Annotated in this window: 23 protein-coding genes and 1 pseudogene; 6 read left to right on the forward strand and 18 right to left on the reverse strand. The window is 63.9% G+C overall.

What is annotated here, in order from left to right; genetic code table 11:
* Positions 1 to 73: 73 nt before the first annotated feature.
* Positions 74 to 1,795, reverse strand: a complete 1,722-nt coding sequence (acsA, locus tag H582_RS0100600; protein WP_028596925.1) for an acetate--CoA ligase — start codon at positions 1,793 to 1,795, stop codon at positions 74 to 76.
* Between the two features lie 275 nt (positions 1,796 to 2,070).
* On the opposite strand from acsA, the gene H582_RS0100605 reads away from it, so the two are divergent.
* Positions 2,071 to 2,703 (forward strand): GNAT family N-acetyltransferase, encoded by a 633-nt coding sequence (locus H582_RS0100605; protein WP_028596926.1) that lies wholly within the window; start codon positions 2,071 to 2,073, stop codon positions 2,701 to 2,703.
* Positions 2,704 to 2,722: 19 nt separating this feature from the next.
* Complete coding sequence (locus tag H582_RS0100610) at positions 2,723 to 3,904, forward strand: acetoin utilization protein AcuC (protein ID WP_028596927.1); 1,182 nt, start codon at positions 2,723 to 2,725, stop codon at positions 3,902 to 3,904.
* Positions 3,905 to 3,974: 70 nt separating this feature from the next.
* Here the strand turns inward: H582_RS0100610 and H582_RS0100615 are convergent, their stop codons facing one another.
* The 4 genes from H582_RS0100615 to H582_RS0100630 form a co-directional block, all read right to left on the reverse strand.
* Entirely contained in the window at positions 3,975 to 4,682 is a 708-nt protein-coding gene (locus H582_RS0100615; RefSeq protein ID WP_028596928.1) for a 5'-methylthioadenosine/adenosylhomocysteine nucleosidase, read from the reverse strand.
* Positions 4,679 to 5,689: a catabolite control protein A gene (ccpA, locus tag H582_RS0100620; RefSeq protein WP_028596929.1), complete on the reverse strand. Its 1,011-nt coding sequence runs from the start codon at positions 5,687 to 5,689 to the stop codon at positions 4,679 to 4,681. Before ccpA ends, H582_RS0100615 begins: the two co-directional genes overlap by 4 nt.
* Positions 5,690 to 5,782: 93 nt before the next feature.
* Entirely contained in the window at positions 5,783 to 6,121 is a 339-nt protein-coding gene (gene ytxJ / locus H582_RS0100625; protein WP_028596930.1) for a bacillithiol system redox-active protein YtxJ, read from the reverse strand.
* A 42-nt stretch (positions 6,122 to 6,163) separates the two neighbouring features.
* On the reverse strand, positions 6,164 to 6,577 hold the full coding sequence (locus tag H582_RS0100630; RefSeq protein ID WP_028596931.1) for a hypothetical protein: 414 nt from the start codon (positions 6,575 to 6,577) through the stop codon (positions 6,164 to 6,166).
* Between the two features lie 270 nt (positions 6,578 to 6,847).
* On the opposite strand from H582_RS0100630, the gene H582_RS0100635 reads away from it, so the two are divergent.
* Complete coding sequence (locus tag H582_RS0100635; RefSeq protein ID WP_028596932.1) at positions 6,848 to 7,372, forward strand: type 1 glutamine amidotransferase domain-containing protein; 525 nt, start codon at positions 6,848 to 6,850, stop codon at positions 7,370 to 7,372.
* A 67-nt stretch (positions 7,373 to 7,439) separates the two neighbouring features.
* Here H582_RS0100635 and ptsP read toward each other — a convergent pair whose 3' ends face one another.
* From ptsP to H582_RS0100660, 5 genes are all read right to left on the reverse strand, one after another.
* Positions 7,440 to 9,209 (reverse strand): phosphoenolpyruvate--protein phosphotransferase, encoded by a 1,770-nt coding sequence (gene ptsP / locus H582_RS25380; protein ID WP_052332842.1) that lies wholly within the window; start codon positions 9,207 to 9,209, stop codon positions 7,440 to 7,442.
* Complete coding sequence (locus tag H582_RS0100645) at positions 9,206 to 11,095, reverse strand: glucose PTS transporter subunit IIA (protein ID WP_028596933.1); 1,890 nt, start codon at positions 11,093 to 11,095, stop codon at positions 9,206 to 9,208. The genes ptsP and H582_RS0100645 overlap by 4 nt, the downstream gene beginning before the upstream one ends.
* 127 nt (positions 11,096 to 11,222) lie before the next feature.
* Positions 11,223 to 11,651 carry a CoA-binding protein gene (locus tag H582_RS0100650; RefSeq protein WP_028596934.1) on the reverse strand — a complete coding sequence of 143 codons (429 nt, stop codon included), beginning with the start codon at positions 11,649 to 11,651 and terminating at the stop codon, positions 11,223 to 11,225.
* Between the two features lie 78 nt (positions 11,652 to 11,729).
* Positions 11,730 to 13,022, reverse strand: a complete 1,293-nt coding sequence (gene aroA / locus H582_RS0100655) for a 3-phosphoshikimate 1-carboxyvinyltransferase (RefSeq protein ID WP_028596935.1) — start codon at positions 13,020 to 13,022, stop codon at positions 11,730 to 11,732.
* Positions 13,023 to 13,071: 49 nt separating this feature from the next.
* On the reverse strand, positions 13,072 to 13,626 hold the full coding sequence (locus H582_RS0100660) for a shikimate kinase (protein WP_028596936.1): 555 nt from the start codon (positions 13,624 to 13,626) through the stop codon (positions 13,072 to 13,074).
* Between the two features lie 135 nt (positions 13,627 to 13,761).
* Here H582_RS0100660 and H582_RS0100665 point away from each other — a divergent pair, with 135 nt between their 5' ends.
* A complete protein-coding gene (locus H582_RS0100665; protein WP_028596937.1) occupies positions 13,762 to 14,064 on the forward strand; it encodes a hypothetical protein in 303 nt (100 codons plus the stop codon).
* Here H582_RS0100665 and gndA read toward each other — a convergent pair.
* The 3 genes from gndA to H582_RS0100685 all read right to left on the reverse strand — a co-directional run bounded on the left by gndA (position 14,061) and on the right by H582_RS0100685 (position 18,237).
* Positions 14,061 to 15,482: an NADP-dependent phosphogluconate dehydrogenase gene (gndA, locus tag H582_RS0100670; RefSeq protein WP_028596938.1), complete on the reverse strand. Its 1,422-nt coding sequence runs from the start codon at positions 15,480 to 15,482 to the stop codon at positions 14,061 to 14,063. The two genes, H582_RS0100665 and gndA, sit on opposite strands and share 4 nt — an antisense overlap.
* A 150-nt stretch (positions 15,483 to 15,632) precedes the next feature.
* On the reverse strand, positions 15,633 to 17,213 hold the full coding sequence (locus H582_RS0100675; protein ID WP_084136436.1) for a gluconokinase: 1,581 nt from the start codon (positions 17,211 to 17,213) through the stop codon (positions 15,633 to 15,635).
* A 427-nt stretch (positions 17,214 to 17,640) separates the two neighbouring features.
* Positions 17,641 to 18,237 carry a hypothetical protein gene (locus H582_RS0100685; RefSeq protein ID WP_028596940.1) on the reverse strand — a complete coding sequence of 199 codons (597 nt, stop codon included), beginning with the start codon at positions 18,235 to 18,237 and terminating at the stop codon, positions 17,641 to 17,643.
* A gap of 333 nt (positions 18,238 to 18,570) precedes the next feature.
* Between H582_RS0100685 and H582_RS0100690 the strand changes: the two genes are divergently transcribed.
* On the forward strand, positions 18,571 to 19,257 hold the full coding sequence (locus H582_RS0100690; RefSeq protein ID WP_052332844.1) for a YktB family protein: 687 nt from the start codon (positions 18,571 to 18,573) through the stop codon (positions 19,255 to 19,257).
* Positions 19,258 to 19,422: 165 nt separating this feature from the next.
* Here H582_RS0100690 and H582_RS33305 read toward each other — a convergent pair.
* Together H582_RS33305 and H582_RS0100695 are read right to left on the reverse strand one after the other, a co-directional pair.
* A pseudogene (locus tag H582_RS33305) lies at positions 19,423 to 19,512 on the reverse strand (transposase); the annotation flags it as partial.
* Between the two features lie 750 nt (positions 19,513 to 20,262).
* Positions 20,263 to 21,579, reverse strand: a complete 1,317-nt coding sequence (locus H582_RS0100695) for an MFS transporter (protein WP_084136438.1) — start codon at positions 21,577 to 21,579, stop codon at positions 20,263 to 20,265.
* A gap of 61 nt (positions 21,580 to 21,640) precedes the next feature.
* On the opposite strand from H582_RS0100695, the gene H582_RS0100700 reads away from it, so the two are divergent.
* Positions 21,641 to 23,110, forward strand: a complete 1,470-nt coding sequence (locus tag H582_RS0100700) for an aminotransferase class I/II-fold pyridoxal phosphate-dependent enzyme (protein WP_028596943.1) — start codon at positions 21,641 to 21,643, stop codon at positions 23,108 to 23,110.
* A 109-nt stretch (positions 23,111 to 23,219) separates the two neighbouring features.
* Here H582_RS0100700 and H582_RS0100705 read toward each other — a convergent pair whose 3' ends face one another.
* From H582_RS0100705 to H582_RS0100715, 3 genes are all read right to left on the reverse strand, one after another.
* The gene (locus H582_RS0100705; RefSeq protein WP_028596944.1) at positions 23,220 to 23,531 is read right to left on the reverse strand and encodes a DUF1292 domain-containing protein; all 312 of its coding nucleotides are present in this window, start codon (positions 23,529 to 23,531) and stop codon (positions 23,220 to 23,222) included.
* A gap of 78 nt (positions 23,532 to 23,609) precedes the next feature.
* A complete protein-coding gene (locus H582_RS0100710) occupies positions 23,610 to 24,176 on the reverse strand; it encodes a copper amine oxidase (RefSeq protein ID WP_028596945.1) in 567 nt (188 codons plus the stop codon).
* Between the two features lie 306 nt (positions 24,177 to 24,482).
* Positions 24,483 to 24,692 (reverse strand): hypothetical protein, encoded by a 210-nt coding sequence (locus H582_RS0100715; protein ID WP_028596946.1) that lies wholly within the window; start codon positions 24,690 to 24,692, stop codon positions 24,483 to 24,485.
* Between the last annotated feature and the right edge of the window lie 50 nt (positions 24,693 to 24,742).

Raw genomic sequence — 24,742 nt, forward strand, 5'->3', positions numbered from 1 at the left:
GACAAAAACACGAAGAAGCCCTGCTCCGATCGGAGCAGGGCTTCTTCGTGTGCGGCATGAAGGATAACGGGGATCAGTCCTCGATCGTCGACAGGTCGCCCGTCGGCAGGTTCAGCTCCCAAGCCTTGAGGACGCGGCGCATGATCTTGCCGCTGCGCGTTTTCGGCAGCTTGTCTTTGAACTCGATCTCGCGCGGCGACGCGTGCGCGGACAGCCCTTCCTTGACGAAGCGGGCGATGTCCGCCTTGAGCTCGTCGGAAGGCTCGAAGCCTTCGCGCAGGGAGATGAACGCCTTGATGATCTCGCCGCGCATCGGATCGGGCTTGCCGATGACGCCGGCCTCGGCGACGGCGGGATGCTCCACCAGCTTGCTCTCGACCTCGAACGGTCCGACCCGCTCGCCCGCCGTGTTGATGACGTCGTCGATGCGGCCTTGGAACCAGAAGTAGCCGTCCTCGTCGCGGTAGGCGGAGTCGCCGGAGATGTACCAGCCCGGAATGCGGAAGTACTCCTCGTACTTGGCCGGATTGTTCCAGATCTTGCGCATCATCGACGGCCAAGGCGTGCGTACCGCCAGATTGCCCATGCGGTACGGCGGCAGCTCGTTGCCGGCATCGTCGATGATGGCGGCTTCGACGCCTGGAATCGGGCGTCCCATCGAGCCCGGCTTGATCTCCATCGACGGGTAGTTGCAGATGAGCTGTCCGCCCGTCTCCGTCATCCACCACGTATCGTGGATGCGCTGGCCGTACACTTTGAGTCCCCAGCGGACGACCTCGGGATTGAGCGGCTCGCCCACGCTCAGCACATGGCGCAGGCTGGAAAGATCGTATTGAGCGACGCTGTCGTCGCCTGCGCCCATCAGCATGCGGAACGCCGTCGGCGCGCTGTACCAGACGGTCACGCCGTAGCGCTGGAGCGTCGTGTACCAGTCCTGCGGACTGAAGCGGCCGCCGCGGATGACGTTCGTGGCGCCGTTCAGCCAAGGCGCGAAAATGCCGTACGACGTGCCCGTCACCCAGCCCGGGTCGGCGGTGCACCAGTAGACGTCGTCTTCCTTCAGGTCGAGGACGACCCGTCCCGTATGGTAATGCTGCAGCATCGCGTTCTGCACGTGGAAGACGCCCTTGGGCTTGCCGGTGGAGCCGGACGTGTAGTGGATGAGCAGCCCGTCCTCGCGGTCCAGCCATTCGATCTGCGCCTCTTCGGAAGCGGCGGCCATCTCGTCCTTGTAGGAGACCGTGCCCTCCGGCACGTCTTCATCGGATACGACGATGACATGCTTCAGGTCCGGCAGCTCGTCGCGCTTGATCCGGGGCAGCAGCGCCGGCGTCGTCACGATCGCCGTCGCCGTGCTGTCGAGCAGCCGGTCCTTGACCGCCGTCTCCATGAACGCCTCGAACAGAGGGCCGACGACGACGCCGACCTTGAGCGAGCCGAGCAGCGCCACGTAGAGCTCCGGAGAGCGGGGCATGAAAATGAACAGCCGCTCGCCCTTGCTGAGGCCCAGCTTGCGGAGGACGTTGGAGAAGCGGTTCGACAGGCGGCTCAGCTGCTCGAACGTATAGGATTCATCCCGCTTCGGATCGCTGTAGAGCAGAGCGGTCTTCTGCCCCCGGCCCTCGGCCAGATGGCGGTCGATCGCCTCGTGCGCCATGTTGACCTTGCCCGTCTCATGCCAGGTGAAATGCTTCTCTACCTCGCTCCAGTCAAACGAAGCATGCTCTTCCTCATAGCTGCCCATATTCGGAGAAGCAGCGGAAACCGCGATCTTTTCCTTGTGGTCAATCGACATGCTAATCACCTTCCATCGTCATCATCGTAGTGTACTGCAACGGATCGGATGCGCTTACAAGCCAAGGATGAATCGGAATTCATGTTCTTCCAGTATAGCATATGGAAATGTATGCGCCTACTTTTCGCCTATTTTTACCCCTGTTCGACTAAAAAGTCGCCCTCCGGGCGTGACGCTTGTCCTTTCCATCCCGCTTTTTTTCTGCTATAAGTGATAAGAGGCGCGGACCGCCTATTTTTGGTCTGCCGCCATTTCGCTTTGGAGGTGCGATCACGTTGGAGCCTATCAAGCGCCACCATTCCCTTGTCGTTCCTTTCGGCAATCGGGAGCTCGTGCTCGAAGGGCCGGTCGATCCGTCCCGGCTCGCCGACTGTACGATGCATCCCGGCCTGGATGCCTTCCGCCGGCCGAAGGACCAGCTGGAAGCGTTGATCGAGATCGCCGGCCTCGAGGAAGGCCGCATCATCATAACCCGCGACGGAGACATGATCGTCGGCTACGTCACCTTCCATTATCCGGACGAGCTGGAGCGCTGGTCCGAAGGCGGCATGGACGATCTGATCGAGCTCGGCGCCGTCGAAGTGGCAAAGGACTACCGCTCCGTCGGACTCGGCAAAAAAATGATCGCGCTCGCATTCGAGGACGGGCAGCTGGAGAACTTCATCGTCTACACGACCGAGTACTATTGGCACTGGGATCTGGAGGGCACCGGCCTCGGCATCTGGGACTACCGCCGCATGATGGAGAAGCTGATGAAATCGGTCGGCATGGTCTGGTTCGCCACCGACGACCCGGAGATCTGCTCCCATCCGGCCAACTGCCTCATGGTGCGCATCGGCAAGCAGGTCCCGCTGTCGTCGGTCGAGCAGTTCGACCGCGTCCGGTTCCGGCAGCGATTCATGTACTGATCGATTCAGGAGGAAGAACATGAAGGATAAAGCCGTCTATGTCCGCTCGACCGGCGCAAGCCCGTATAGGTTCAACGATGAGCATCCGTTCAGCCCGCTGCGCGTGGAGCTCGCCGAGACGCTGCTCGAAGCGAGCGGGGCTCTGCCTTCCGAATCCGTCTTGAAAGCGGATACGGCCCTGGATGAGCAGCTCGCGCTCATCCACCGCCCCGACTACATCGAGGCGGTGCGCGGCCTCAGCCAGCCGGTTCCGCCGGCCAGCGCCGCGGGACTCGCCCGCCGCTTCGGCCTCGATTCCGAGGATACGCCCTATTTCACCGGCATGCATGAGGCGGCGTCCGCCATCGTCGGCGGCTCGATCGCGGCGGCGGACGCGGTTCTGTCGGGACGCGCCCTTCACGCCTATCATATGGGCGGCGGGCTGCATCACGCCTTTCCCGGCCATGGCTCCGGCTTCTGCGTCTACAACGACGCCGCAATCGCCATCGCCGCGATGCGGCGCAAGCACGGCGCGCGCGTGCTCTACATCGACACGGACGTCCATCACGGCGACGGCGTGCAGTACGCGTTTTACGAGGATCCGGACGTGTTCACCTACTCGATCCACGAGACCGGCAAGTATTTGTTCCCCGGCACCGGCTTCACCCATGAAAAAGGCATCGACAAAGGCTTCGGCGCCTGCTGCAACGTGCCCGTGCAGCCGTATACCGAGGACGAGTCGTGGCTGGAGTGCTTCACGGAGACCGTCACGCGCATCGCCCGCGCCTTCAAGCCTGACCTCATCGTCAGCCAGCACGGTTGCGACGCGCATGCGTTCGATCCGCTGTCGCATGTGCATTGCAGCATGCGGATCTATCTGGAGATGCCCCGGCTGATCCGCCAGCTTGCCCATGAGCTGTGCGGCGGACGGTGGGTGGCGCTCGGCGGCGGCGGCTACGACCCGTGGCGCGTCGTCCCGCGCGCATGGTCGCTCGTCTGGCTCGTCATGTCCGGCCACCCGCTCGCTTCCCGGCTGCAGGAGCCGCAAGGCGGCCTCTCCCTTCTGCCCCAAGCCTGGCTTGACCGCTGGCAGCCTCAGGCTCCGGTCGCGCTGCCCCTCCACTGGCTCGACGATACGTCGGCCTGGAGCCCGATGCCGCGGCGCGCCGAGATTACGCTCCAAAACCGGCGGACATGGGAGCTTTCGGCCCAGGACTATTGATGTCGACATGGCAAAAAGCAGCCGCCGGCCTCCTCTCGGAGACCGGCGGCTGCTGGTCTAGAAATCGCGCTCAGCCTTGGCTGAGGCGGCGGATCATCGCGTCGATGACTTCGAACGACTGGTTCGCGGCCAGCATCGTGAATTCCTCGAAATTCATATGCGCGCTGCCGTCCGCCTGATCGGACATCGACCGGATGACGACATACGGCACCTCGTTGAGATGGCAAACTTGAGCGACCGCCGCGCCCTCCATCTCGGCGCAGGCTCCGCCGAAGCTGTCGCGCAGCTGCTGCACCTTGTCCCGGCTGGCGATGAACTGGTCGCCCGACAGCACGATGCCGCGGATCGCCTTGCCCTTGGCGGCCGACTGGCCGGCTTCCGCCGCCAGCTCGACCAGCTCCGCGTCGGCGGGGAAGACCGATACTTCCTGATACGGAATGACGCCCGGTCCGAAGCCGAGGGCGGTCACGTCCATATCATGCTGGATGCAGGCCGTCGACACGACGATGTCGCCGATGCGCAGCTCGGGATCGATCGCGCCGGCCACGCCGGTGAACAGGACGCAGTCCGCGCCGAGATCGACAAGAGCCTGCGTGCAGACGGCGGCGTTCACCTTGCCGACGCCCGACTTGACGGCGAGGATCGGCTGTCCGTGCAGCGTGCCGCGACGAAACGTCATGCCCGCCTTGCGCGTCTCCTCGCCCATTTCGGCGCTGCGGAAGAGCAGCTCGAGCTCCTCCGCCATCGCGCCGATGATTCCGATCGTTCCGTACGTCATGCTTTTGCCGCTCCGGCCGAGTTCCGCTTGACGATGTCATGAGGCAGGACGACCTTCGCCTGCTCGACCGGCTCCTTTTTCATCAGCTTGGTGAGCAGGCGCATCGATACGGCGCCGATATCGTACATCGGCTGGGCGACGGCAGACAGCGTCGGACGGACCATCTCCGCCATGCGGCTGTTGTCGACGCTGATGACCGAGATGTCGCCGGGCACGGCGAGGCCCTTGTCCTGGATCGCATGGATGGCGCCGATCGCCATCTCGTCCGTCGCCGCGAAGACGGCGGTCGGCAGCTTGTCCAGCTCGAGGAAATGGCCCATCGCCTCGACGCCGGACTCGTACCGGTAATTGCCGATGCGCACGAAGTCTTCGCGCTCCGCGATGCCGGCTTCCTGCAAGGCGCGCTTGTAGCCTTGGTAGCGGGCGTAGCCGTTCGACGGATCCTGCAGCGTGCCGCTGATCATCGCGATGTCGCGATGGCCTTGGCCGATCAGCGTCTTGACGGCGTCGTAGGCGGCCGCCTCATGATCGATGTCGACGGACGGAATCTCGTTCTGCTCGTCCGTCGTCGCGCACAGCACGACCGGCACGTTGGCCGTCTTGAACGCCTGCTTGTGCTCCTCCGTCACCGCGCCGCCCATGAAGAGGAGGCCGTCGACCTGCTTCTCCAGCAGCGTGTTGATGACGCGGATCTCCTTTTCCTTGCGCTTGTCGGCGCTGCACAGGATGATATTGTAGTGATACATGTTGGCGATATCCTCGATGCCCCGCGCGACCTCGGCGAAGTTCGAGTTGGAGATGTCGGGGATGACGACGCCGACGGTCGTCGTCTTCTTGCTGGCGAGTCCGCGCGCGACCGCGTTCGGGCGGTAGCCGAGCCTTTCGATCGCCTCGTACACCTTCTTGCGCGTTTGCGGCTTGACGTTGGGATTGTTGTTGACGACGCGGGAGACTGTAGCCATGGACACTCCCGCTTCTCTTGCAACATCGTAAATGGTTACAGTCACGGTTCCTTCTCTCCAATATGATGAATTATTTGGCAGCATGATACCCCTTTACGTTACGGCTATCATACGACAAACGCAGGGGCGGTTGCAATGTCAGCGGGCGTTCTCGGCCAGCGAGGACTCCGTAATGTTCCAGTGCGAGGCGTTCCACTCGGCCTTGCCGTCCTTCACCAGAATCGCCTGCGGCGAAGCGTGCTTGACGCCGAGGCTCTCCTCGATGGCGTTCGATACCGGACGCTCCTCGACGACGCGCACGAGCGCCGTCTCCACGCCCTCGTCCTTGGCCGTACGCGTCCAGCTCTCCCAAGCTTCATGCGCCTCCGCGCTGACCGAGCAGCGCGTGCTGTGCTTGAACACCAGCACCGGCTTCTCATGCGACTTTTCGAGCACGCGGTTCCAATCCTCTAGCGTCTGAAGGGAAATGAAGCTCATCGGTTCCCACTCTCCTATTCGTTCGATAGTCAGCTCTTGTTCTTATGTATGCAAGGTGCAGCGGCTCAGCTGGGCGAGCCTTTTCTCGATATCCTGCCTCCACGCCTCGTCTCCGACCGATCCGGCCAGCAGCAGCAGCTCCAGCAGGCTGTCGATGCGCTCGTCTACGATCTGCTGGACGGCGGCGCCGTTCGGCGTCTTGCGGGTGGCGGAAGCCTCTAGCAGTAAATCTGCCCACTCGTTCAGCTCGTTAAACAAAAGCGTCTGCTTGGCCGGCTCTTCGCCGAGCTGGCCGATCAGGCCCGTCAGGTCGGGCTTCACTTCCGGCAGCACCTCGCTGCGGCTGCAGGAAGGGCAGGAATAGATCGGAACATTGTCGATTTCGACCTTGCCGGAGTAAATGACGGTGCGCAGCTTCATCGTCATCGTCTGTCCGCAAGTACAGGTTTTGTGCATGATTGGTCCACTCCTTCGTCATCGGCAGCATGGCCGCCCGGCCCGGCAGCGGCGAATCCGCTTGCTCGGCGCCCGGGCTCCGCTCTGCCCGGCGGCGCTGGGAGGCACGTCGTTCCCGTCCGTGCTCGCTTTTGCTTACTTCGACCTTTTTCGCGAAAATTCCTGCTGACGCGCGGCAAGCATTTTCTGTCAGCGGTTTCGCCGCGCCCGTCCGTTTGATTTGTCCCGTCTCCCTGCCTTACAATGGCTGCTAGAGGAGAGTGATCGAACATGACGCTGCAAGGAAAACGAGTCATCTGCCTCCTGGATGACGAATTCGAGGATCTCGAGCTGTGGTATCCCGTCTATCGCGTCCGTGAGGAGGGAGCTCTCGTGGAATTCGCCGGTCCGTCGAAAGGCAAGACCCATATCGGCAAGTACGGCGTGCCCGCGACCGCCGATCTCGCCTACGAGGAGGTCGACGCCTCGCAGGTGGACGGGCTGCTCGTGCCCGGCGGCTGGGCGCCGGACAAGATCCGCCGCTATCCCGAGGTGCTTCGCCTCGTGCAGGAGATGGACCGCGACGGCAAGCCGATCGGCCAGATCTGCCATGCCGGCTGGGTGCTCATTTCCGCCAAGATCCTGCAGGGCCGCCAAGTGACCTCCACGCCCGGCATCCGGGACGACATGGAGAACGCCGGAGCGGTCTGGCATGACGAGGCCGTCGTCGTGGACGGCAACCTGATCTCGGCGCGCCGTCCGCCGGATCTGCCGCCCTATGCCAAAGCGTTCGTCGATGCGCTGAAAAGCCGCTGAAGACGAGTGCCGCCCCAAGCAAAAGCCTTGCCGGAAACGTTCCGGCAAGGCTTTTTTGGTCGTCCGCCTATCCGTTGCAGCGCCGGCCGTCGGCCAGCTCCGGCGTCTCGCGCTCGTCGACCTCGCGCTTGAAGCGCTGCAGCTGCAGCTTCGCCTCGGCCGCCGTGCTGCTCGCCATCACATGCTCCAGCGCGGCGCGGCTCTCTTCCTGGCTCGTGCGCAGCAGCCGCTCCTTGACCTGCAGGATCGAATGCGACGACATGCTCAGCCCGTCGACGTTGAGCCCGAGCCAGATCGGCAGCGCCGCCGGATCGCCGGCCATCTCGCCGCATACGCCGACCGTGATGCCCTGCCTCCGCCCGGCCTCCACCGTCGTGCGCAGCATGCGCAGCACCGCCGGATGGTAAGGCTCGTAGAGATGCGAGATCTTGTCGTTCATCCGGTCGACGGCGAGCGTGAACTGAACGAGGTCGTTCGTGCCGATGCTGAAAAAGTCGACCTCTCTGGCCAGCAGCTCCGCGATCATGACGGCGGCCGGCAGCTCGATCATGACGCCGGTCTCCATCGCTCGATTGAACGGCTTGCCTTCCGCCTCGAGCTCCGCCATCGCCTCGCGCAGCAGCCGGTTCGCCTCCCGCACCTCCTCGACCGAGGAGATGAGCGGGTACATCACCTTGACGTCTCCATAGTGAGAGGCGCGGAGGATGGCGCGCAGCTGCGTGCGGAACAGGTCCTTGCGGTCGAGGCTGATGCGGATCGCGCGATAGCCGAGAAAAGGATTCTCCTCCTCCGGCAGCTCGAAGTAGTCGAGATGCTTGTCGCCGCCGATGTCGAGCGTGCGGATGACGAGCGGACCGCCGTCCAGCTTTTCGGCGACGCTGCGATACACCTCGAACTGCTCCTCTTCCTTGGGAAAGCGGGTCCGGTCCATGTAGAGGAACTCCGTGCGGAACAGCCCGACGCCGTGCGCTCCGCTCGACAAGGCGATCTCCAGCTCCTTGAGGGAGCTGATGTTGGCCGACAGCCGCAGCCGCTTGCCGTCCGGCGTCGACGGATCGACATGGGCCAGGCCGCGCAGCCGTGCCTTCTCCTCCTCCTGCTCCTGCTTGAGCCGGGCATAGGCCGCGACGAGCTCCGCCGAAGGGCTCAGCTCCACGAAGCCGCTCCCGCCGTCCAGCAGCAGGACGTCGCCGGTCTGCACGCGCTCCTCCAGGTCGTCGTCGACCGCGACGACGAGCGGGATGCCGAGCGCCCGGGCCATGATCGCCGAATGCGACGTCGTGCTGCCGCCGAAGGTGACGATGCCGAGCACGTTGCGCGGATTGAGATGGGCGAGCTGCGAAGGAGACAGCTCCTTGGCCACGAGGACGTAAGGCTGCGTATCGGAAGGAAGGGTGATCTCGGGCGCGCCGAGCAGATGCTTGAGCAGCCGGTTGCCGACATCGCGGATGTCGAGCGCCCGCTCCTTCATATACTCGTCGTCCAGCAGGTCGAACATCGTCACGAAGTGGTCGATCGCTTCCTTGACCGCCACCTCCGCCGCCTTGTACTGCCGCTCGATCATGCCCTGGATCTCGTTCATGAAGACCGGATCGTCCAGAATCGCCAGATGGGCGTCGAAAATGCTCCTCTCGTCGGGACCGACAACCTCGCTGAGCTCGTCTTTCATCTGCTCGATCTCGACCTTGGAGGTGCGGATGCCCTCGTAAAGGCGCTCGAACTCCCGCGCCAGGTCGGCGACGTCGATCTTCTGCTCCGGCAGGTCCCATTCCCAGTTCGGGAGCACGAAGCACTTGCCGATCGCGATTCCCGCCGAAGCTCCAATTCCCTGTGTCATGAGCGTTTCCCTCCAGCCTGACTGTCCTTGGATTCGCGGAGCATGACGGACATGACGGCCGTCTGGCCCCGCTTCACCGTCTTGAATGGTCCGAAGCCCCACGAACGGACGAGCTGCGGATTCGTGATGAGCATCGGCGTCGCCAGCGACTTGCCCGCCTTGCGCAGCCGCTGGATGTCGAACGAGATGAGCAGCTGGCCGGGGATGACCTCATCCCCTTCCTTGACCGCCGCATGGAAATAGCCGTCCAAGGACGACGTATCGATGCCGATATGCATCAATACCTCCAAGCCCTCCGGCGTACGCAGGCCGATGGCGTGCATCGTCGGATAGAGCAGGATGACCTCGCCCTTGACCGGGGCGACGAGCTCTCCGCGCTCCGGCAGGAACGCCGCCCCGTCGCCGACGAGCTTGCCCGCGAAGATCGGATCGGGCACCTCGTCCAGCGGGATCATCCGGCCCTGGACCGGCGAGCTGAACAGCACCTGCGCGCGGTCGCGCTGCATCGTCTTGAGCATCTCCTCGCGGATCAGCTCGGAGAACGTGCCGAAGACGACCTGCACGTTGCCGCCGCCGAGTCGGATGACGCCGGCCGCGCCGAGATCGCGCAGCGCCGCGTTGTCGAGCAGCTTGTCGTTGCGCACCTTGATCCGCAGCCGAGTGATGCAGGCCTCGAGCGTCTCGACGTTCTCCTTGCCGCCGATCGCCTGCAGGATGAGCGGCGCGCGGTACGGGATGTCGCCGGCCCACTCGTCGAGCGCCGAGCCTTCCTCGCGTCCCGGCGTCGGAATCTGGAAGCGGCGGATCGCCCAGCGGAAAAGTCCATAATACAGCAGAAACACGACGATGCCCAGAGGAAGAAGCAGCCAGCCCTTGGTCGCCAGATGCATGTTGATGACGTAGTCGATCGCGCCGCCGGAGAACGAGAAGCCGTGCCGGATGCCGAGCTCGTACGCGGCCCACATGATGAGGCCGGACAGCACGGAATGGATGACGAACAGATAGGGCGCGACGAACAGGAAGGCGAACTCCACCGGCTCCGAGACGCCGGTCAGGAACGAGGCGAGCGCCGCCGACAGGAACGTGCGCTTGATCTTCGGCTTGAGATCCTCCCGCGCCTCCTGGATGATCGCCAGCGCGATCGCCGGCAGGGCGAACATCATCGTCGGATACAGCCCGGCCATGAACGCCCCCGCAGTCGGGTCGCCCGCGAAGAAGCGCGGCAGGTCGCCGTACACCATCTCGCCTCCGTCCATCCGGTAGCCGCCGATCTGAAACCAGAACACATGGTTGAGCAGATGATGCAGGCCGAATACGACGAGAATGCGGTGCAGGAAGCCGTACAGGAACACGCCGAAGCCTCCGGCCGAGGCGACGACGTCGCCGAGCCAGAGCAGGCCGCGGCTCAGCGAAGGAGCCGCCGCGACCATGAACAGCGAGAACAGGATGCAGACGAAGCTGACGAACAGCGGCACGAACCGCGGACCCCCGAAAAACTGGATCGACTCGGGCAGCCGGATCGACTTGAACCGCTCGTAGCTGTATCCGGCGAGCATGCCGATCAGCGCGCCGATCAGCACCGTCGGCTCGATGTCGTAGCTGCTCGACTGCACGATGCCCGAGTAGATGAACATGCCGGCCAGCGCGGACAGGCTCGCCGCTCCCCCGTTGCTCGAGGTGCCCCAGGCGACTCCGGCGGCGAACAGATAGGGCAGGAAGAGGAACAGCGAGCGGCCGGCGATCTGCAGGTACTCCGCCATCGCCGGCAGGCCCGCCGCATCCCACGGAAGCTGCGCCAGGCTCATGCAGATCGCCGCGGCAGGCAGCACGATCATCGGCAGCATGACGGCCCGGCCGAGCTGCTGCAAGTTGCCCATGAAGTTCAAGCCTGCTCCTCCTTTCTTGCTACCGATCTAGATTACGCCGCGCGCCCTATCCTTGTCAAAAGAAAGAAGGCAGGCCGGCTCGGCCTGCCTCCGCGCTTGTCCGGACGGCTGCTCGGCAGCGTCCGCCTCAGCGGATTCGGGGCTGGAGGATGGAGTCCTCCACCTTGATGCAGCGGTCCATCACGACGTCGAGCCCGCCCTGGCGGGCGATCTCGGCCGCTTCCTCGCTGTAGACGCCGAGCTGCAGCCAGAGCACCTTGGCTCCGGCTGCGACCGCCTCGCGCGCGATGTCGGGCGTGAACTCGCTGCGCCGGAACACGTTGACGATGCCGATCGGCTCCGGCACGGAGGCGAGGTCGGGGTAGCAGCGCTCCCCCAAAATGTCGCCTTGCACCGCCGGATTGACCGGAATGATGCGGTAGCCCCGCTGCTGCATCGCCTGCGAGACGGCATGGGACGTGCGGTCCGGCTTGTCGGAGAGGCCGACGACCGCGACGGTCGTGTGCGCCTCGAGCAGGCTCTTGATCTGTTCGCGTTCGGGATTGGCAAACGGCATGGCGTACGATTCCTCCTCGGCATGGGTAAGGATGGGTTGCGTCAAGATATACGTTGCCCCGAGCGGCGGGCGCTTACGCTACTCCTGCCACTGCACGTTCGCGCCGAGCGCCTGCAGATGGTCGAAGAAGATCGGGTACGACTTGGCGACATGATGCGCGTCGCGGATGCGCAGCGGCTGGCGGCAGCGCAGGCCGACGACCGTCAGCGCCATGATGACGCGGTGGTCGTAGTGGGCGTTGATCTCGACGCCGCCCTCCAGACCTTCCGGCTTGCCGTGCACGATGATCTCGTCGCGCTTCTCCTCGACGTCCGCTCCCGCCTTGCGCAGCTCCGCCAGGTAGTCGGTGATGCGGTCGCATTCCTTGTAGCGCAGGTTCTCGACGTTGTAAAAGCGGGACGTGCCCTCGGCGTACACGGCCGCCGCGACCATCGCCAGCACCGCGTCGGTGGCCGCGTCCCCGTCGAATTCGACCGCCTTGAGCTTGCCGTTGCCGCGCACGGTAATGTCGTCGCCGTCATGCACGAGCGGCGTCTCCATCATGCGCAGCACGTCGACGACGGCGCGCTCGCCCTGGCGGCTCTTCTCCGGCAGGCCGTGGATCGTCACCTCGGAGCGCGTGACCGCCGCTGCGGCCAGCACCGCCGCCGAGCCCGGATAATCGCCCTGCACCCGGTAGGTGCGGGCCTGGTAGCGCTGGCCGCCCGGCACGCGATAGCGCATCAGGTCCTCGGACGCTTCGATGACGATGCCCGCCTGCTCCAGCACCTCCAGCGTCTGGCCGACGACGACCTTGGACTTGAGGTCGTCCAGCACCTCGATCTCGCTGTCCTCCTCCAGCAGCGGCGCGAGGAACAGCAGCGCGCTCAGGAACTGCGAGCTGACGTTGCCCGATACGGTGATGTTGCCGCCCTTCGGCGCGCCGCCGCGGATCGTGATCGGCAGCTTGCCCTCATGGTCGTCGACCTCGACGCCGAGCTGGCGCAGCGAGACGATCAGATCGTCGTGCGGGCGCTTGCCGAGCGAGTCCGGGTACGCATTGACGAACGTCACGTCCGGACAAAGCGCGGCGACCGCCATCAGGAAGCGCAGCACGGCGCCGGCATTGCCGACATTGAGCTCGCGCACGTCGCGCGGCTTGCTGCCGAAGCCCTTGATGACGATCTTCTCGCCATCCTCCTCCAGCTCTGCGCCGAGGTCGCGGATGCAGCGCCGCATCGCGTCGCTGTCCTCGCTGTGCGCCGGATGATAGATCGTGCTCGTGCCTTCCGCCAGCGCGGCCACGAGCAGGTAGCGGGTCGTGTAGTTTTTGGAGGATAGAGCCTGGATGCTGCCCTTCAGCTCCGGTGTCGGCGTTACCACTACGTCCATGTTCGTCATACCCCTTTGTCTGTTGGTTGAAAATTTGTCTGCCGGAGGGCTACAGGTCGGAAGCGCGGTAAAGCCTTGAAGCGTCTTGATACGCCAAGGCTACCGCCTCCGCCGCCTGCTCCGGGGAAAGTCCGTCCGTCATCACCTGCAGAGGCGCGAAATCGTACGCCCCCCGGCGCTTCTCCAGCAGCTCGCGGACTTTGGCGGCCGGATCGCCCGCCAGCAGCGGACGGCCCTGGTCATGGCGCACCCGCTCCACGATGACGGCCTCGGAAGCCTGCAGCGCCGCGACGAACGCGCCGCCCAGCATGAGCTGCCGGTTGCGCTCGCGCAGCACCGCTCCGCCGCCGGTCGCGATGACGAGCGGATCTCCGCATGCCAGCAGCCGCTCGAGCGCTCTTGTCTCCGCGTCGCGGAAGAAGGCTTCTCCGCGCGTCGCGAACAGCTCGGCGATCGAGCTGCCTTGCTCCCGCACGACCTCGGCATCGGTATCGGCGCATCGCCAGCCGAGCCGCTCGGCCAGCATGGCGGCTACCGTCGATTTGCCCGTGCCCATGAAGCCGATGAGGACGATTTTGTCCCTATCCTGTTCTGCCTGGCGCATCGTGTCTGTCTTCCCACCCTTGCGGTCGTTTTCCTTCCGAATATCATATCATCAATTGCTAGAGACGGGGTATAAAAATCTCTATTTTTCATAAGGATTGAATAGAGAACGAGAACGGCATAAGGAGGCGGTTCCATGACCGGCCGCAGCTTGGATCCAGGGGCCGCCGAACGGCGGATGAGCCGGATCGTCGGGTCCGGCGAGACGCTCTCGCGGGAGGACGTCATCTGGGCGCTCGATTATATCCGAAAAAAAGTGGCTGACGGCGCCCCTGCCTTGCAGGGGCTGCCGCAGCCACGTTGGTTGACTTGCTTCGAGGGCTTCGCCGAGGCCTCCATGAGCCTGCTGCGCTCGCCGCGCAGCGGCCCGCTGGAGGCGGACCGGCTGCGCCGGAAGCTGCGCGAGGCGCTGGAAGCGCTGGAGCCGGATCGGCCTTAGCCTTCGCTGGAGTCCATCCACTCGAAGTGGAAGGCGCCTTCCTTGTCCGTGCGCTGGAACGTATGCGCGCCGAAGTAGTCGCGCTGCGCCTGCAGCAGGTTCGCCGGCAGGCGCTCCGTGCGGTAGCTGTCGAAGTACGCCAGCGCGCTGGAGAAGCCCGGCACCGGGATGCCGCTCGCCACGGCCGCCGTGATCACTTCGCGCCAAGCTCCCTGGTACGATTCGACGATGTTCTTGAAGTACTCGTCGAGCAGCAGGTTCCGGAGCTCCGGATCGCGGTCGTAGGCGTCCTTGATGTTCTGCAGGAAGCGGGCGCGGATGATGCAGCCGCCGCGGAAGATCATCGCGATGTCGCCGTAGCGCAGGTTCCAGCCGAACTCGTCGGATGCCGCGCGCATCTGGGCGAAGCCCTGCGCGTAGGAGCAGATCTTGCTCGCGAACAGCGCCTTGCGCACCGCTTCGACGAAGGCGGCCTTGTCGCCTGCATACGGAGCCGGCTTCGGTCCGCTCAGCACCTTGCTCGCGGCGACGCGCTCTTCCTTCATCGCGGACAGGAAGCGCGAGAAGACGGACTGCGTGATGATCGACAGCGGCACGCCGAGGTCGAGGGCGCTTTGGCTCGTCCATTTGCCCGTGCCCTTCTGGCCGGCGGAGTCGAGGATGACGTCGACCATCGGCAGGCCCGTCTCCGGATCCTTCTTGGAGAAGATGTCGGCCGTGATCTCGATCAGGTAGCTGTCGAGCTCGCCTTTGTTCCACTCGGTGAAGATCTCGTGCAGCTCGTCGGTCGACAGCCCCAGCACCGAGCTCAGCAGATGGTACGCCTCGGTGATGAGCTGCATGTCGCCGTATTCGATGCCGTTATGCACCATCTTGACGTAGTGGCCGGCGCCGCCAGGCCCGATGTACGTGCAGCAAGGGTCGCCGTTCACTTTGGCGGAGATGCCCGTCAGGATCGGCTCGACCAGCTTGTAGGCCGATTCCGGACCGCCCGGCATGATCGAAGGCCCTTTGAGCGCGCCTTCCTCCCCGCCCGATACGCCCGTGCCGACGAAGCGGAAGCCTTGGGCTTCAAGCGCCTTGCTGCGGCGCTCGGTGTCCGGGAAGTAGGCGTTGCCGCCGTCGATGATGATGTCTCCCTGCTCCAGATGAGGCACGAGCTCGTCGATGACCGCGTCCGTAGGACCGCCCGCCTTGACCATGATGAGGATTTTGCGCGGCACTTCCAGGGAAGCGACGAATTCCTCGATCGTGTAGGCCGGATGAAGGTTCTTGCCCGGCGATTCGGCCAGAAGCTCGTCCGTCTTCTCGCGGGAACGGTTGTATACCGATACGGTGAAGCCTTTGCTCTCGATGTTAAGCGCGAGGTTCTTGCCCATGACGGCGAGACCGACGACGCCGATTTGCTGTTTCGACATGAATGACCATTCCTTTGCTGAGTTAGTCCCGATATGCATCTTGCCCTAGTGTACCCTTTTTGATCGGTTATGCAAATGATTGTACCACGAACGATTCGCCGTGCGGAACGCCCGCTACATGAATATTGGATGAACGGCGGACGGAACGCTTCAGCGGCTGTCCGCTCCCGCCCGCTGGATGTCCGCCAGCTCGCGGAACGTTCCGGCCAGCCGGCCGAACACCGGGCGGTAGATCCCGTACAGGCGGTCGTAGGTCAAGCCGGCGGCCGGATCGGGCTCGCGCCGATCGGTGATCGGCACCTCGGGCGCCGCCTCCCCGCCGCGGCCGAGCGCCTCGAGCGCGAGCCGGCCCGCTCCGACGGAGGAGGCTTCCGCCGTGTCCGTGAGCAGCACGGGCAGCCCCGTCATGTCCGCGAGCATCTGGCGCAGCGGCGCGGAGCGGAGCAGGCCGCCGCTGGCGCGGATCTCGCGCAGCGGGCCGGCCGTCTCCCGCAGCGCTTCCAGCACCGAGCGCAGGCCGTACAGGATGCCCTCCAGGGCGGCGCGGATCAGGTGGCGGCGGTCATGCTCCAGCGACAAGCCGACGAAGACGCCCCGGGCATCCTCGTTCCAATGCGGAGCCCGCTCGCCCGCCAGATGCGGCAGGCAGAGCAGGCCGTCCGCCCCCGGCGGCGTCTGCAGCGCCAGCTCGACCAGGTAGGAGTAAGGGTCCATTCCTTTGCGCTCCGCTTCCTCCGCGATGCCGGGAAACAGCTTGTCCCGCACCCAGCGGAACACGACGCCGCCGCTGTTGACCGGGCCGCCCGCGATCCATCGCCCTTCGCCGAGCTCGTAGCAGAACAGCCTCCCCTCGGCGTCCGCCGCCGGGCGGCTCACCGCCGCCCGCACCGCGCCGCTCGTGCCGACGGTGACCGAGGCGATGCCGTCCTGCACCGCTCCCGCGCCGAGATTGGCGAGCACGCCGTCCGCGCCGCCGAGCACGAGCGGCGTGCCCGCAGGCAGGCCGAGGCGCTCCGCCGCTTCTTCGCTCAAGCCTTGCCGATCGATCCAGGCTGCCGGCGCCAGCTCGGGCAGGCGATCGGCTCCGATGCCCGCGAGCTCCAGCGCTTCGGCATCCCAGCGGCGTCCCTGCAGGTCATACAGGCCGGTGCCGCCCGCGATCGACGGATCGACGCGGCAAGGACGCCCCGTCCAGCCGCGCATCACATACTCGCGGATGCCGACGAAGCAGGCCGCCTCGCGATGCAGCTGCGGCCGCTGCTCGCGCATCCAGACGAGCTTGCACAGCGGCAGCATCGCATGGACGGGCACGCCGATTCGGCCGCGCAGCCCCTGCAGCGCCTCGTCCTCGCGCAGCCGCCGCGCCTGCTCCGCCGCCCGCTGGTCGGCCCAGGTGATGCAGGGCGTAAGCGCCCTGCCTTGTCCATCGAGCGCGATGAGCGAGTGCATCGCGCTGCTGAACGATAGCGCCAGCACCTGCAGCGGGCGGCCTGCCAGCGCCTGCAGCGCTTGCCGCAGCGCCTGCTCCGCCGCCTCGCGGATCTGATCCGGATCCTGCTCCGCCCAGCCGGGCTCGGCGGCAAGCAGCGGATAGCCGCAGTCGGCGGCGGCCTCGACCGTCAGCCGGCCGCCCGACGCATTCATCAGCACCGCCTTCGCGCTCGTCGTCCCGAGATCGATCGCCGCCACCAGCTCCAGCCGGTCCCCGGGACCGCTAACCCTACCATCCATCGTTCGTTCTCCCCCCGAAGTCGCTTCCGAACCGCTTGGCTCAAGCGGCCTTCCTCTAATAGTAGACCGGGCAGCCGTCAAACGCAAAGCCGGAACGGACGCGAAAAAGCCCGTCCGGCGGCGGACGGGCCTCGAGCACGGCCTTCAAGCGGAACAAGACGGAGCGCTGATCCAAGCGGATCCGCGTCTCCGTCTTCCGGCCGGCTTCAGCTCGCGGCGATGCCGCCGCCAAGCTTCGATTCCGGTCCGCTTGTCACCTTTTGTCACCTTGCCGAATAAGATGGGCTTAACCGCTCGCCTAGTGACTCGCGTGGTTAAAGCTCGTCAATTGACTTACAGCTCCCTGCCCGCGTAACCGCTCGCCTGACCGGTTCGCGTGGTTACAGCTCTCTGTTCGCGTAACCGCTCACCTGACCGGTTCGCGAGGTTACAGCTCTAGCTGAAGCATTTCCCCACGCATCTGGACGAGGCGGTCGCGGCTGTCTTCCGCGGCCTGGCTGTCGCCTGCCTGCAGCGCGTCGTAGAGGACGCACAGCTCGTAATCCAGCTCGTAGCGGAGCACCGCTGCCCGCTCCTCCGCTCGGGTCGACTGGAAGGCTTTCGTAATTTCCTCCAGGGTGACGACAGGCTTCTTCTGATAAATAATCCGATGCTCCATCCCTGACACCTCCACGAGTCGAATGATTTCGCCGAACATAATATTTTCAATGACGATCTGACGGTCCTTCATCCGTTTTACGACCGCATGGCCGCGCGTATCGCCGATCAGCTTCTCGATCAGCTCCGACAGCTTTTCGTCCTTGATGATGTAGTCGCCCACGATCTTGTACCGGTTCTTCATTTTTTGGAACCTGAGCTTCACCAGCTTGCGGCCCGTGCGGATCGAGATCAAAAATTGGGCCTCGGTCTCGCTCCAGTAGAGGGAGTAGCCTTCATGGATCAAATCGCGGATGAGATTCTGGATTTGCCGGCGGTCAAATCTCAGCTCCAAGTTGCAATATTCCACTTCGTAGCTTTTATTCACGGCAATCCCTCCCCTGCTTTAGGTTGTTTTGACTAAATGTTCAGACAATTTGATCTTACCCGTAGTTTATACTCCATCTTATGTGATGGCAACTTGGTTTATTGACTAATTTTGAAGAAAAGGGCGCAAGCCTGTTCGGAATGACAGCGCTCCCAATGTCGACTTACGCCGCTCGCGTCCGCCGCGCCTGTCCGGCACGCGGTCTTTCCGCTAAAAGGGAGACTTGTCCAGCCTCGATGCACGCTGTGATATACTATATGGACGACGATCCGTCCTGATGACCGGGAGCCGGTTCGTCCGCGAACTTTTCATTTACGAAAGGACAACAAGCCTATGACCCAACCTCCATCCCGCGGATCCAGCGCCTCGGCACTGGACGAGCGCCATAAGGACTTCCCCGGCTTCGGACCGGCCGATTTCGACGTTTTCGCCATCGACGGCCTGGAGCCGCGCATGTCGGCCCTCATCTCGGGCATCCGCCCCAAGCTGGAGGAGCTCGGCAGCCGCCTCTCCCCCGAGCTGTCCGTCCTGTCCGGCACGGAGTTCCACCCTCACGTCGCCAAGCACGCCCGGCGCACGGTCAATCCGCCGAGCGACACCTGGGTCGCCTTTGCCGCCAACAAGCGGGGCTACAAGGCGCATCCCCATTTTCAGATCGGCCTGTGGGGCACCCATGCCTTCATCCAGTTCGCCGTCATCTACGAGGCGGAAGGCAAGGCCGAGTTCGCGAGACGCGCCCTCGAGAGGCTGGACGCGATCTACGCCCTGCCTCCGGCCGGACAAGGCTACGTCTGGTCCGGCGACCATACCCGGCCGGAAGCCGCGCCGCATGACGGCATGAGCCGGGACGAGCTGCGGGCGTTGTTCGAGCGCTTGCGCACGGTCAAAGCCGCCGAGCTGCTCTGCGGCGTCCATCTGGACCGCAGCGACCCGCTGCTGCAGGACGGCGAGGCGTTCGTGCGCAAGGCCGAATCGGTGTTCCAGACGCTCATGCCGCTCTACCTGCTGGCGTCTCGCTAAATTCGGACGCGCGCCGGGCGGAAGCCCGCGCTCCGGAACGACAAAGGGGCTGTCCCCAAAGCAAATGGAGACACTCCAAAATCTCCAAAAGAAACAAAGACCTCGAATGAAGCATGAAGCCAGCTGCCTCGGCTCCATTTCCATTCGGGGTCTTTGTGCATCCACAGCTGCCCTCTTCAGTAGATTGTGGGCAAGGGAAGGCCACCCGACCTCCAAGCTTGCTTTTGGTAAGCCGCGAAGCAGAAAACACCGGAACCTCGGGAACCCCCCGGGGCTGACATTGATTTCTCGGTTTCCTTCCGCTTTCGTGCAGGTTGGTTTCCGGCGTGCCGGATCCAAGGCACATTTCTGCCTTGGTTGGCCCGCTTCCCGGCCGGCGTGCCGGATCCAAGGCACATTTCTGCCTTGGTTGGCCCGCTTCCCGGCCGGCGTGCCGGATCCAAGGCACATTTCTGCCTTGGTTGGCCCGCTTCCCGGCCGGCGTGCCGGATCCAAGGCACATTTCTGCCTTGATTGGCCCGCTTCCCGGCCGGCGTGCCGGATCCAAGGCATATTTCTGCCTTGGTTGGCCCGCTTCCCGGCCGGCGAGCCGGATCCAAGGCACATTTCTGCCTTGGTTGGCCCGCTTCCCGGCCGGCGTGCCGGATCCAAGGCACATTTCTGCCTTGGTTGGCCCGCTTCCCGAAGGCGGTTCGCGAGAACATCCCATTCATGCAGCTGTCTCGGCAAACATCTTGTCGTTCATGCGGCCCACCGCCGCCGCATTCACGACACGAACGAGGCGGATTTCGGGGAGTCCTCGACAAATCCATGGGCAGGGCAAGCGGATCCGTGGTCTGCTGGATGCCCAAAAAAAATCTTCCTTTCTGGCCCATGTTGGGTGATGCCTGCATCTTGCCAGAGGAAGATTTTTTTTGTGTACAACCCATTTAGAAGATGTTGTCCCTAGTAAGCCAAGGTGTCGGAATCCCCTCTTTTGGTGCGTCACGGGCCTGCAGCTGCGCTCTAAGCGAGAGAGATGCGTCCCCGGCGGATGATGAGCAGATGCAGGACGAACAGCACGACGAGCGAGGCGCCGCTGATGAGGAACGGCGCGTGCGGACCGAAGCTGTCCCACAGGCGGCCGGAGAGGATCGAGCCGAACACCATGCCGAGTCCCTCGATCGTCAGGAAGAAGCCCCAGACGGCGCCGCGCTCCTCCTTCGGAATCGCCTTGGCGATGAGCGCGTTCCACGCCGGGATGATGCAGGCGTAGCCGAGCCCGACGACGGCGACGACAACGAGCACGAGCGGCAGGTAGCGCATGTAGCCGAGCACCGGCAGCGACACCGCGGCAAGCAGGAAGCCCGCGTGCAGGAACCAGCGGGTGCCGTAGCGGTCGACGCCGCGCCCGATCGGAATGAGGCCGAGCACGGTGATCGCGCCTCCGGCGAGCAGGAAATAGCTGTACTGCTGCGGCGACAGATGCAGCACCGTCCGCGCGTACTGGGTCAGCACCGGCGTCAGCAGCCCGAGCGCGAAGTTTTGGATGAACATCGCGGGATAGAGCAGGCGGCTCGCATGCAGCGACTGTCCGACCTTGCGGAAGTACGCCCGGATCCGCTCCGGCAGCGGCTCGGAGCTTTTGCTCGGCGCTTCGTCCGCCAGGCGGCCTTCGATTTCCCGAGAGGCCCGCCGGCCCGGCAGCGTCATCGTCACGGCGACGATCGCCGCCATGATCGCGCCCATCAGCCAGAACGCCGGCTCGTAGCGGCTGATGATGAAGAAGTTGATGACGATCGGGCCCATGCCGACGCCGACGAGCCAGCTCATGTAGATGACGCTCATCATGCTGCCGCCGGCCTCGTCGCCGGCGACCGCCGTCGCCCCGGTGATGACGCACGGCCAGAGCGGCGAGGTGCCGATGCCGAGCAGCACGCAGGCGACGATGATCCAGCCCGTCTGGTCGGTCAGCGCGATGACGAGCACGGACAGTCCCGTGAACAGCACGCCGAGCAGCATGACCGTGCGGTAGCCGATGCGGTCGATGATCCAGCCGAGCGGGCTGCGGAAGAAATTGTCGCCGATGTACTGGCTCGCCAGCGCCCATCCGACCGCGTAGGCGGTCAGGCCGAGCTCGTCCCTCATATAGACGGGCAGCACGGAGACGAGCATCGCCCCCTTGACGAATTCGACGCCGAACATGATGATCAATAGCTTGATGACAAACGGAGAGCGGATAATCTTCTTGCTGTTTTTCGGCAGGCTCAGCTTCACGGATCGACAAGCTCCTTTCCCAGTTCGGGCGGGGGAATCCGCAGGCTTGCAATCCCCCCCGTACATGCTATACTCAACCTTGTTTGTTATCCTTGAATCCGAATCTGAAAGGCTGTGGATGAATACGGTGGACCATAACCGCACCCCTCTCTTCAGCGCGCTCCGCCGCCATGCGGAGAACAACCCGCTGCAATTCCATATTCCCGGGCACAAAAAAGGCGCTGGAACCGACTCTGAATTTCGCTCCTTCATCGGCGACAACGCCTTGTCGATCGATTTGATCAATATAGCTCCGCTGGACGACCTGCATCAGCCGACCGGCGTCATCGAGGAAAGCCAGAAATTGGCTGCCGATGCGTTCGGAGCCGATTATACCTTTTTTTCCGTCCAAGGCACAAGCGGCGCCATCATGACGATGATCCTCTCGGTATGCGCGCCGGGAGACAAGATCATCGTGCCGCGCAACGTCCATAAGTCCGTCATGTCGGCGATCATCTTCGCCGGAGCCCGTCCCGTCTTCATCTCTCCGGCGCGCGACGGCAACCTCGGCATCGACCACGGCATCACGACGCGCTCCGTGCGGCGCGCGCTCGAGCGCCATCCCGACGCCAAGGCCGTGCTCGTCATCAACCCGACCTACTTCGGCATCTGCGCCGACCTCAAGGAAATCGTCGATCTCGTCCACAGCTACGACATCCCGGTGCTGGTCGACGAGGCGCACGGCGTGCTGATCCATTTCAGCGACCGGCTGCCGATGAGCGCCATGCAGGCCGGAGCCGACATGGCGGCGACGAGCGTGCACAAGCTCGGCGGCTCGATGACGCAGAGCTCGGTGCTCAACCTGAGGGCGGGACGCGTCAATCCTCAGCGCGTGCAGACGATCATCAGCATGCTGACGACGACGTCGACCTCGTACATCCTGCTCGCCTCGCTCGATACGTCGCGCCGCAATCTGGCCGTGAACGGCCAGGCGATGGCGGAGAAGGCGATCGGCCTCGCCGAGTTTGCCCGCGAGGCGATCAACGCGATTCCCGGTCTGTACTGCTTCGGCAAGGAGATTCTCGGCGGCGAGGCGACGTTCGACTACGATCCGACCAAGCTGACGATCCATGTCCGCCATCTCGGCATCACCGGCTACGAGGCGGAGAACTGGCTGCGCGACAACTTCAATCTCGAGGTCGAGCTGTCGGATATGTACAACATCCTCTGCCTGATCACGCCGGGCGACTCCGAGGACACGGTCGGCCAGCTGCTCGGCGCGCTGCGCGCGATGGTGGAGCGCTATCCGCAGGTGGACGAGGTGCAGGAGCTCGTCGTCAAGATCCCCGAGATCCCGCAGCTGTCGCTGACGCCGCGCGAGGCTTTCTACGGCGAGACCGAGGTGCTGCCGTTCAAGGAATCGGCCGGCCGCATCATCGCGGAATTCATCTACGTCTACCCTCCGGGCATCCCGATCCTGCTGCCGGGCGAGGTCATCTCGCAGTCCAACATCGACTACATCGTCGATCATGTCGAGGTCGGCCTGCCGGTCAAAGGCCCCGAGGATCGCAGCATCCAGTTCGTCAAGGTCATCGTCGAGGAATCCGCCATTTTCTAAAGCTGTTCGAGCCGCCCCGGCCAAGGGGCGGCTTTTTTTGCGAACGCCGGGCGAAACGTCAAAAAGCCCGGCCGCAACGGCCGGGCTTGACAGGCTTGGAAAGCTGGGCTCAGCCCTGCTTTTCGTTCTCTTGACGCGCGAATTCCTCGTAGATCGCCGTGACGCGCTCCCACTCGGCATCATCCTCGATGCCGACGAGGAAAGCTTCGTCGTCCTCTTCCTCGACGCGCAGGATCAGCCCGTCCTCTTCGGGATTGTTGCGGTCCAGAAGAACGGCATACGCCTGGTTGTCGGATTCGAACTGGTACACCATCACCATCTCGCGCTCGACGCCCTCTTCGTCGGAAACGACGAATACCGGCTCTTCGTGGTCATGGTCATGGCCGCAGCCGCAGTTGTCGTCATGCTTGTGCTCGCTCATATCTATCCCTGCTTTCATCAGTGCTCTCGAATTAACTCTGGTATCGTACCATGAGCCGCCTCACGGGTCAAATCGGGATTACTTGGCAAGCAGATTCTTCTCGGACACGACGCTCCAATCGTCTGCGGCCGCCAGCCGGATCGAAAAACGGACCGAATACTTGCCCGCGCTGTCGAAGCTGTATTTGAAATCATCCGTCAGAAACCAGAAGTTGTCCTTGCTCGCCTTCATCGTATCCTGCTGGATCAAAGACTCCTTGCCGGACGGGTCGGTGATGGTGATCCGAAACGAATGGATGTCCGTCGTCAGCGTGTCGATCTGCGCGAAAACGCTGAACGTGACCTTCTTGCCGACTTCGACGCCGCCGAAGGTGGACTTGTCCGGCTTGAACAGAAACATATGTACGTTGGGCTTGATGATCGATGCCTTCTTGCCGTTTTCGTCCCAAAGGACGAGCGCCTGCATCTGGCTCGCCAGCTGTCTAAGCGGGAGGTAGCTCTTGCCTTCGCTCATGATGCCGCCCTCGGACAGCTCGCTGCCGTTGAGCGCCACCCGGATCGCTTGCGAGGCCGAGTTCGCGAAAATCATCGTCCCGCCCCAAAGCGCCATGGCCAGCGTCAGCACCAGAACCTTCTTCCCTTTCATGAATATCCCCTCTTCCGGAACCAGTTGAACAGTTATACTCATCGCTTGAGCCAAAGTTGCGGGAGGCGGCGCAACCATTTGCTCGGCTTGAGCCAAAGTTGCGGGAGGCGGCGCAACCATTTGCTCGGCTTGATCCAAAGTTGCGGGAGGCGGCGCAACCATTTGCTCGGCTTGAGCCAAAGTTGCGGGAGGCGGCGCAACCATCTGCTCGGCTCCGGGAATTCCGCATCCTCTTCGGCGCGGGGAGCGTCTTGTCGGAAGATGCGGTATTTTGCGCTTGCCCGGGAAATACCGTGCCGCCGGCGCTCAGCCGTAGGTGCGGGTAAGGACGCACGGCACGCCTTTGCCGAGCGCTCCCGGCTGGCGCATCCGGGCCAGATACTGCTGTCCGCGGGAGCAGGGAGTCTTGCATACCGCGCATGTGTCGGACAGGACCAGCTTCATCTGGACCTGCCGACGGTCGGATGCGGGCGCCTTTTTCTTCGCGGTCTTCGTCTTGGAGCCGCCTTTGCTCATGCTGCCATTCTCCTTCCGGGCGTCCCGCTGCAGGACGCTTCCCCGCTATC

Origin of the sequence: Paenibacillus pasadenensis DSM 19293, from assembly GCF_000422485.1 — a bacterium.
GTDB classification, from domain to species: Bacteria; Bacillota; Bacilli; order Paenibacillales; family Paenibacillaceae; genus Paenibacillus_O; species Paenibacillus_O pasadenensis.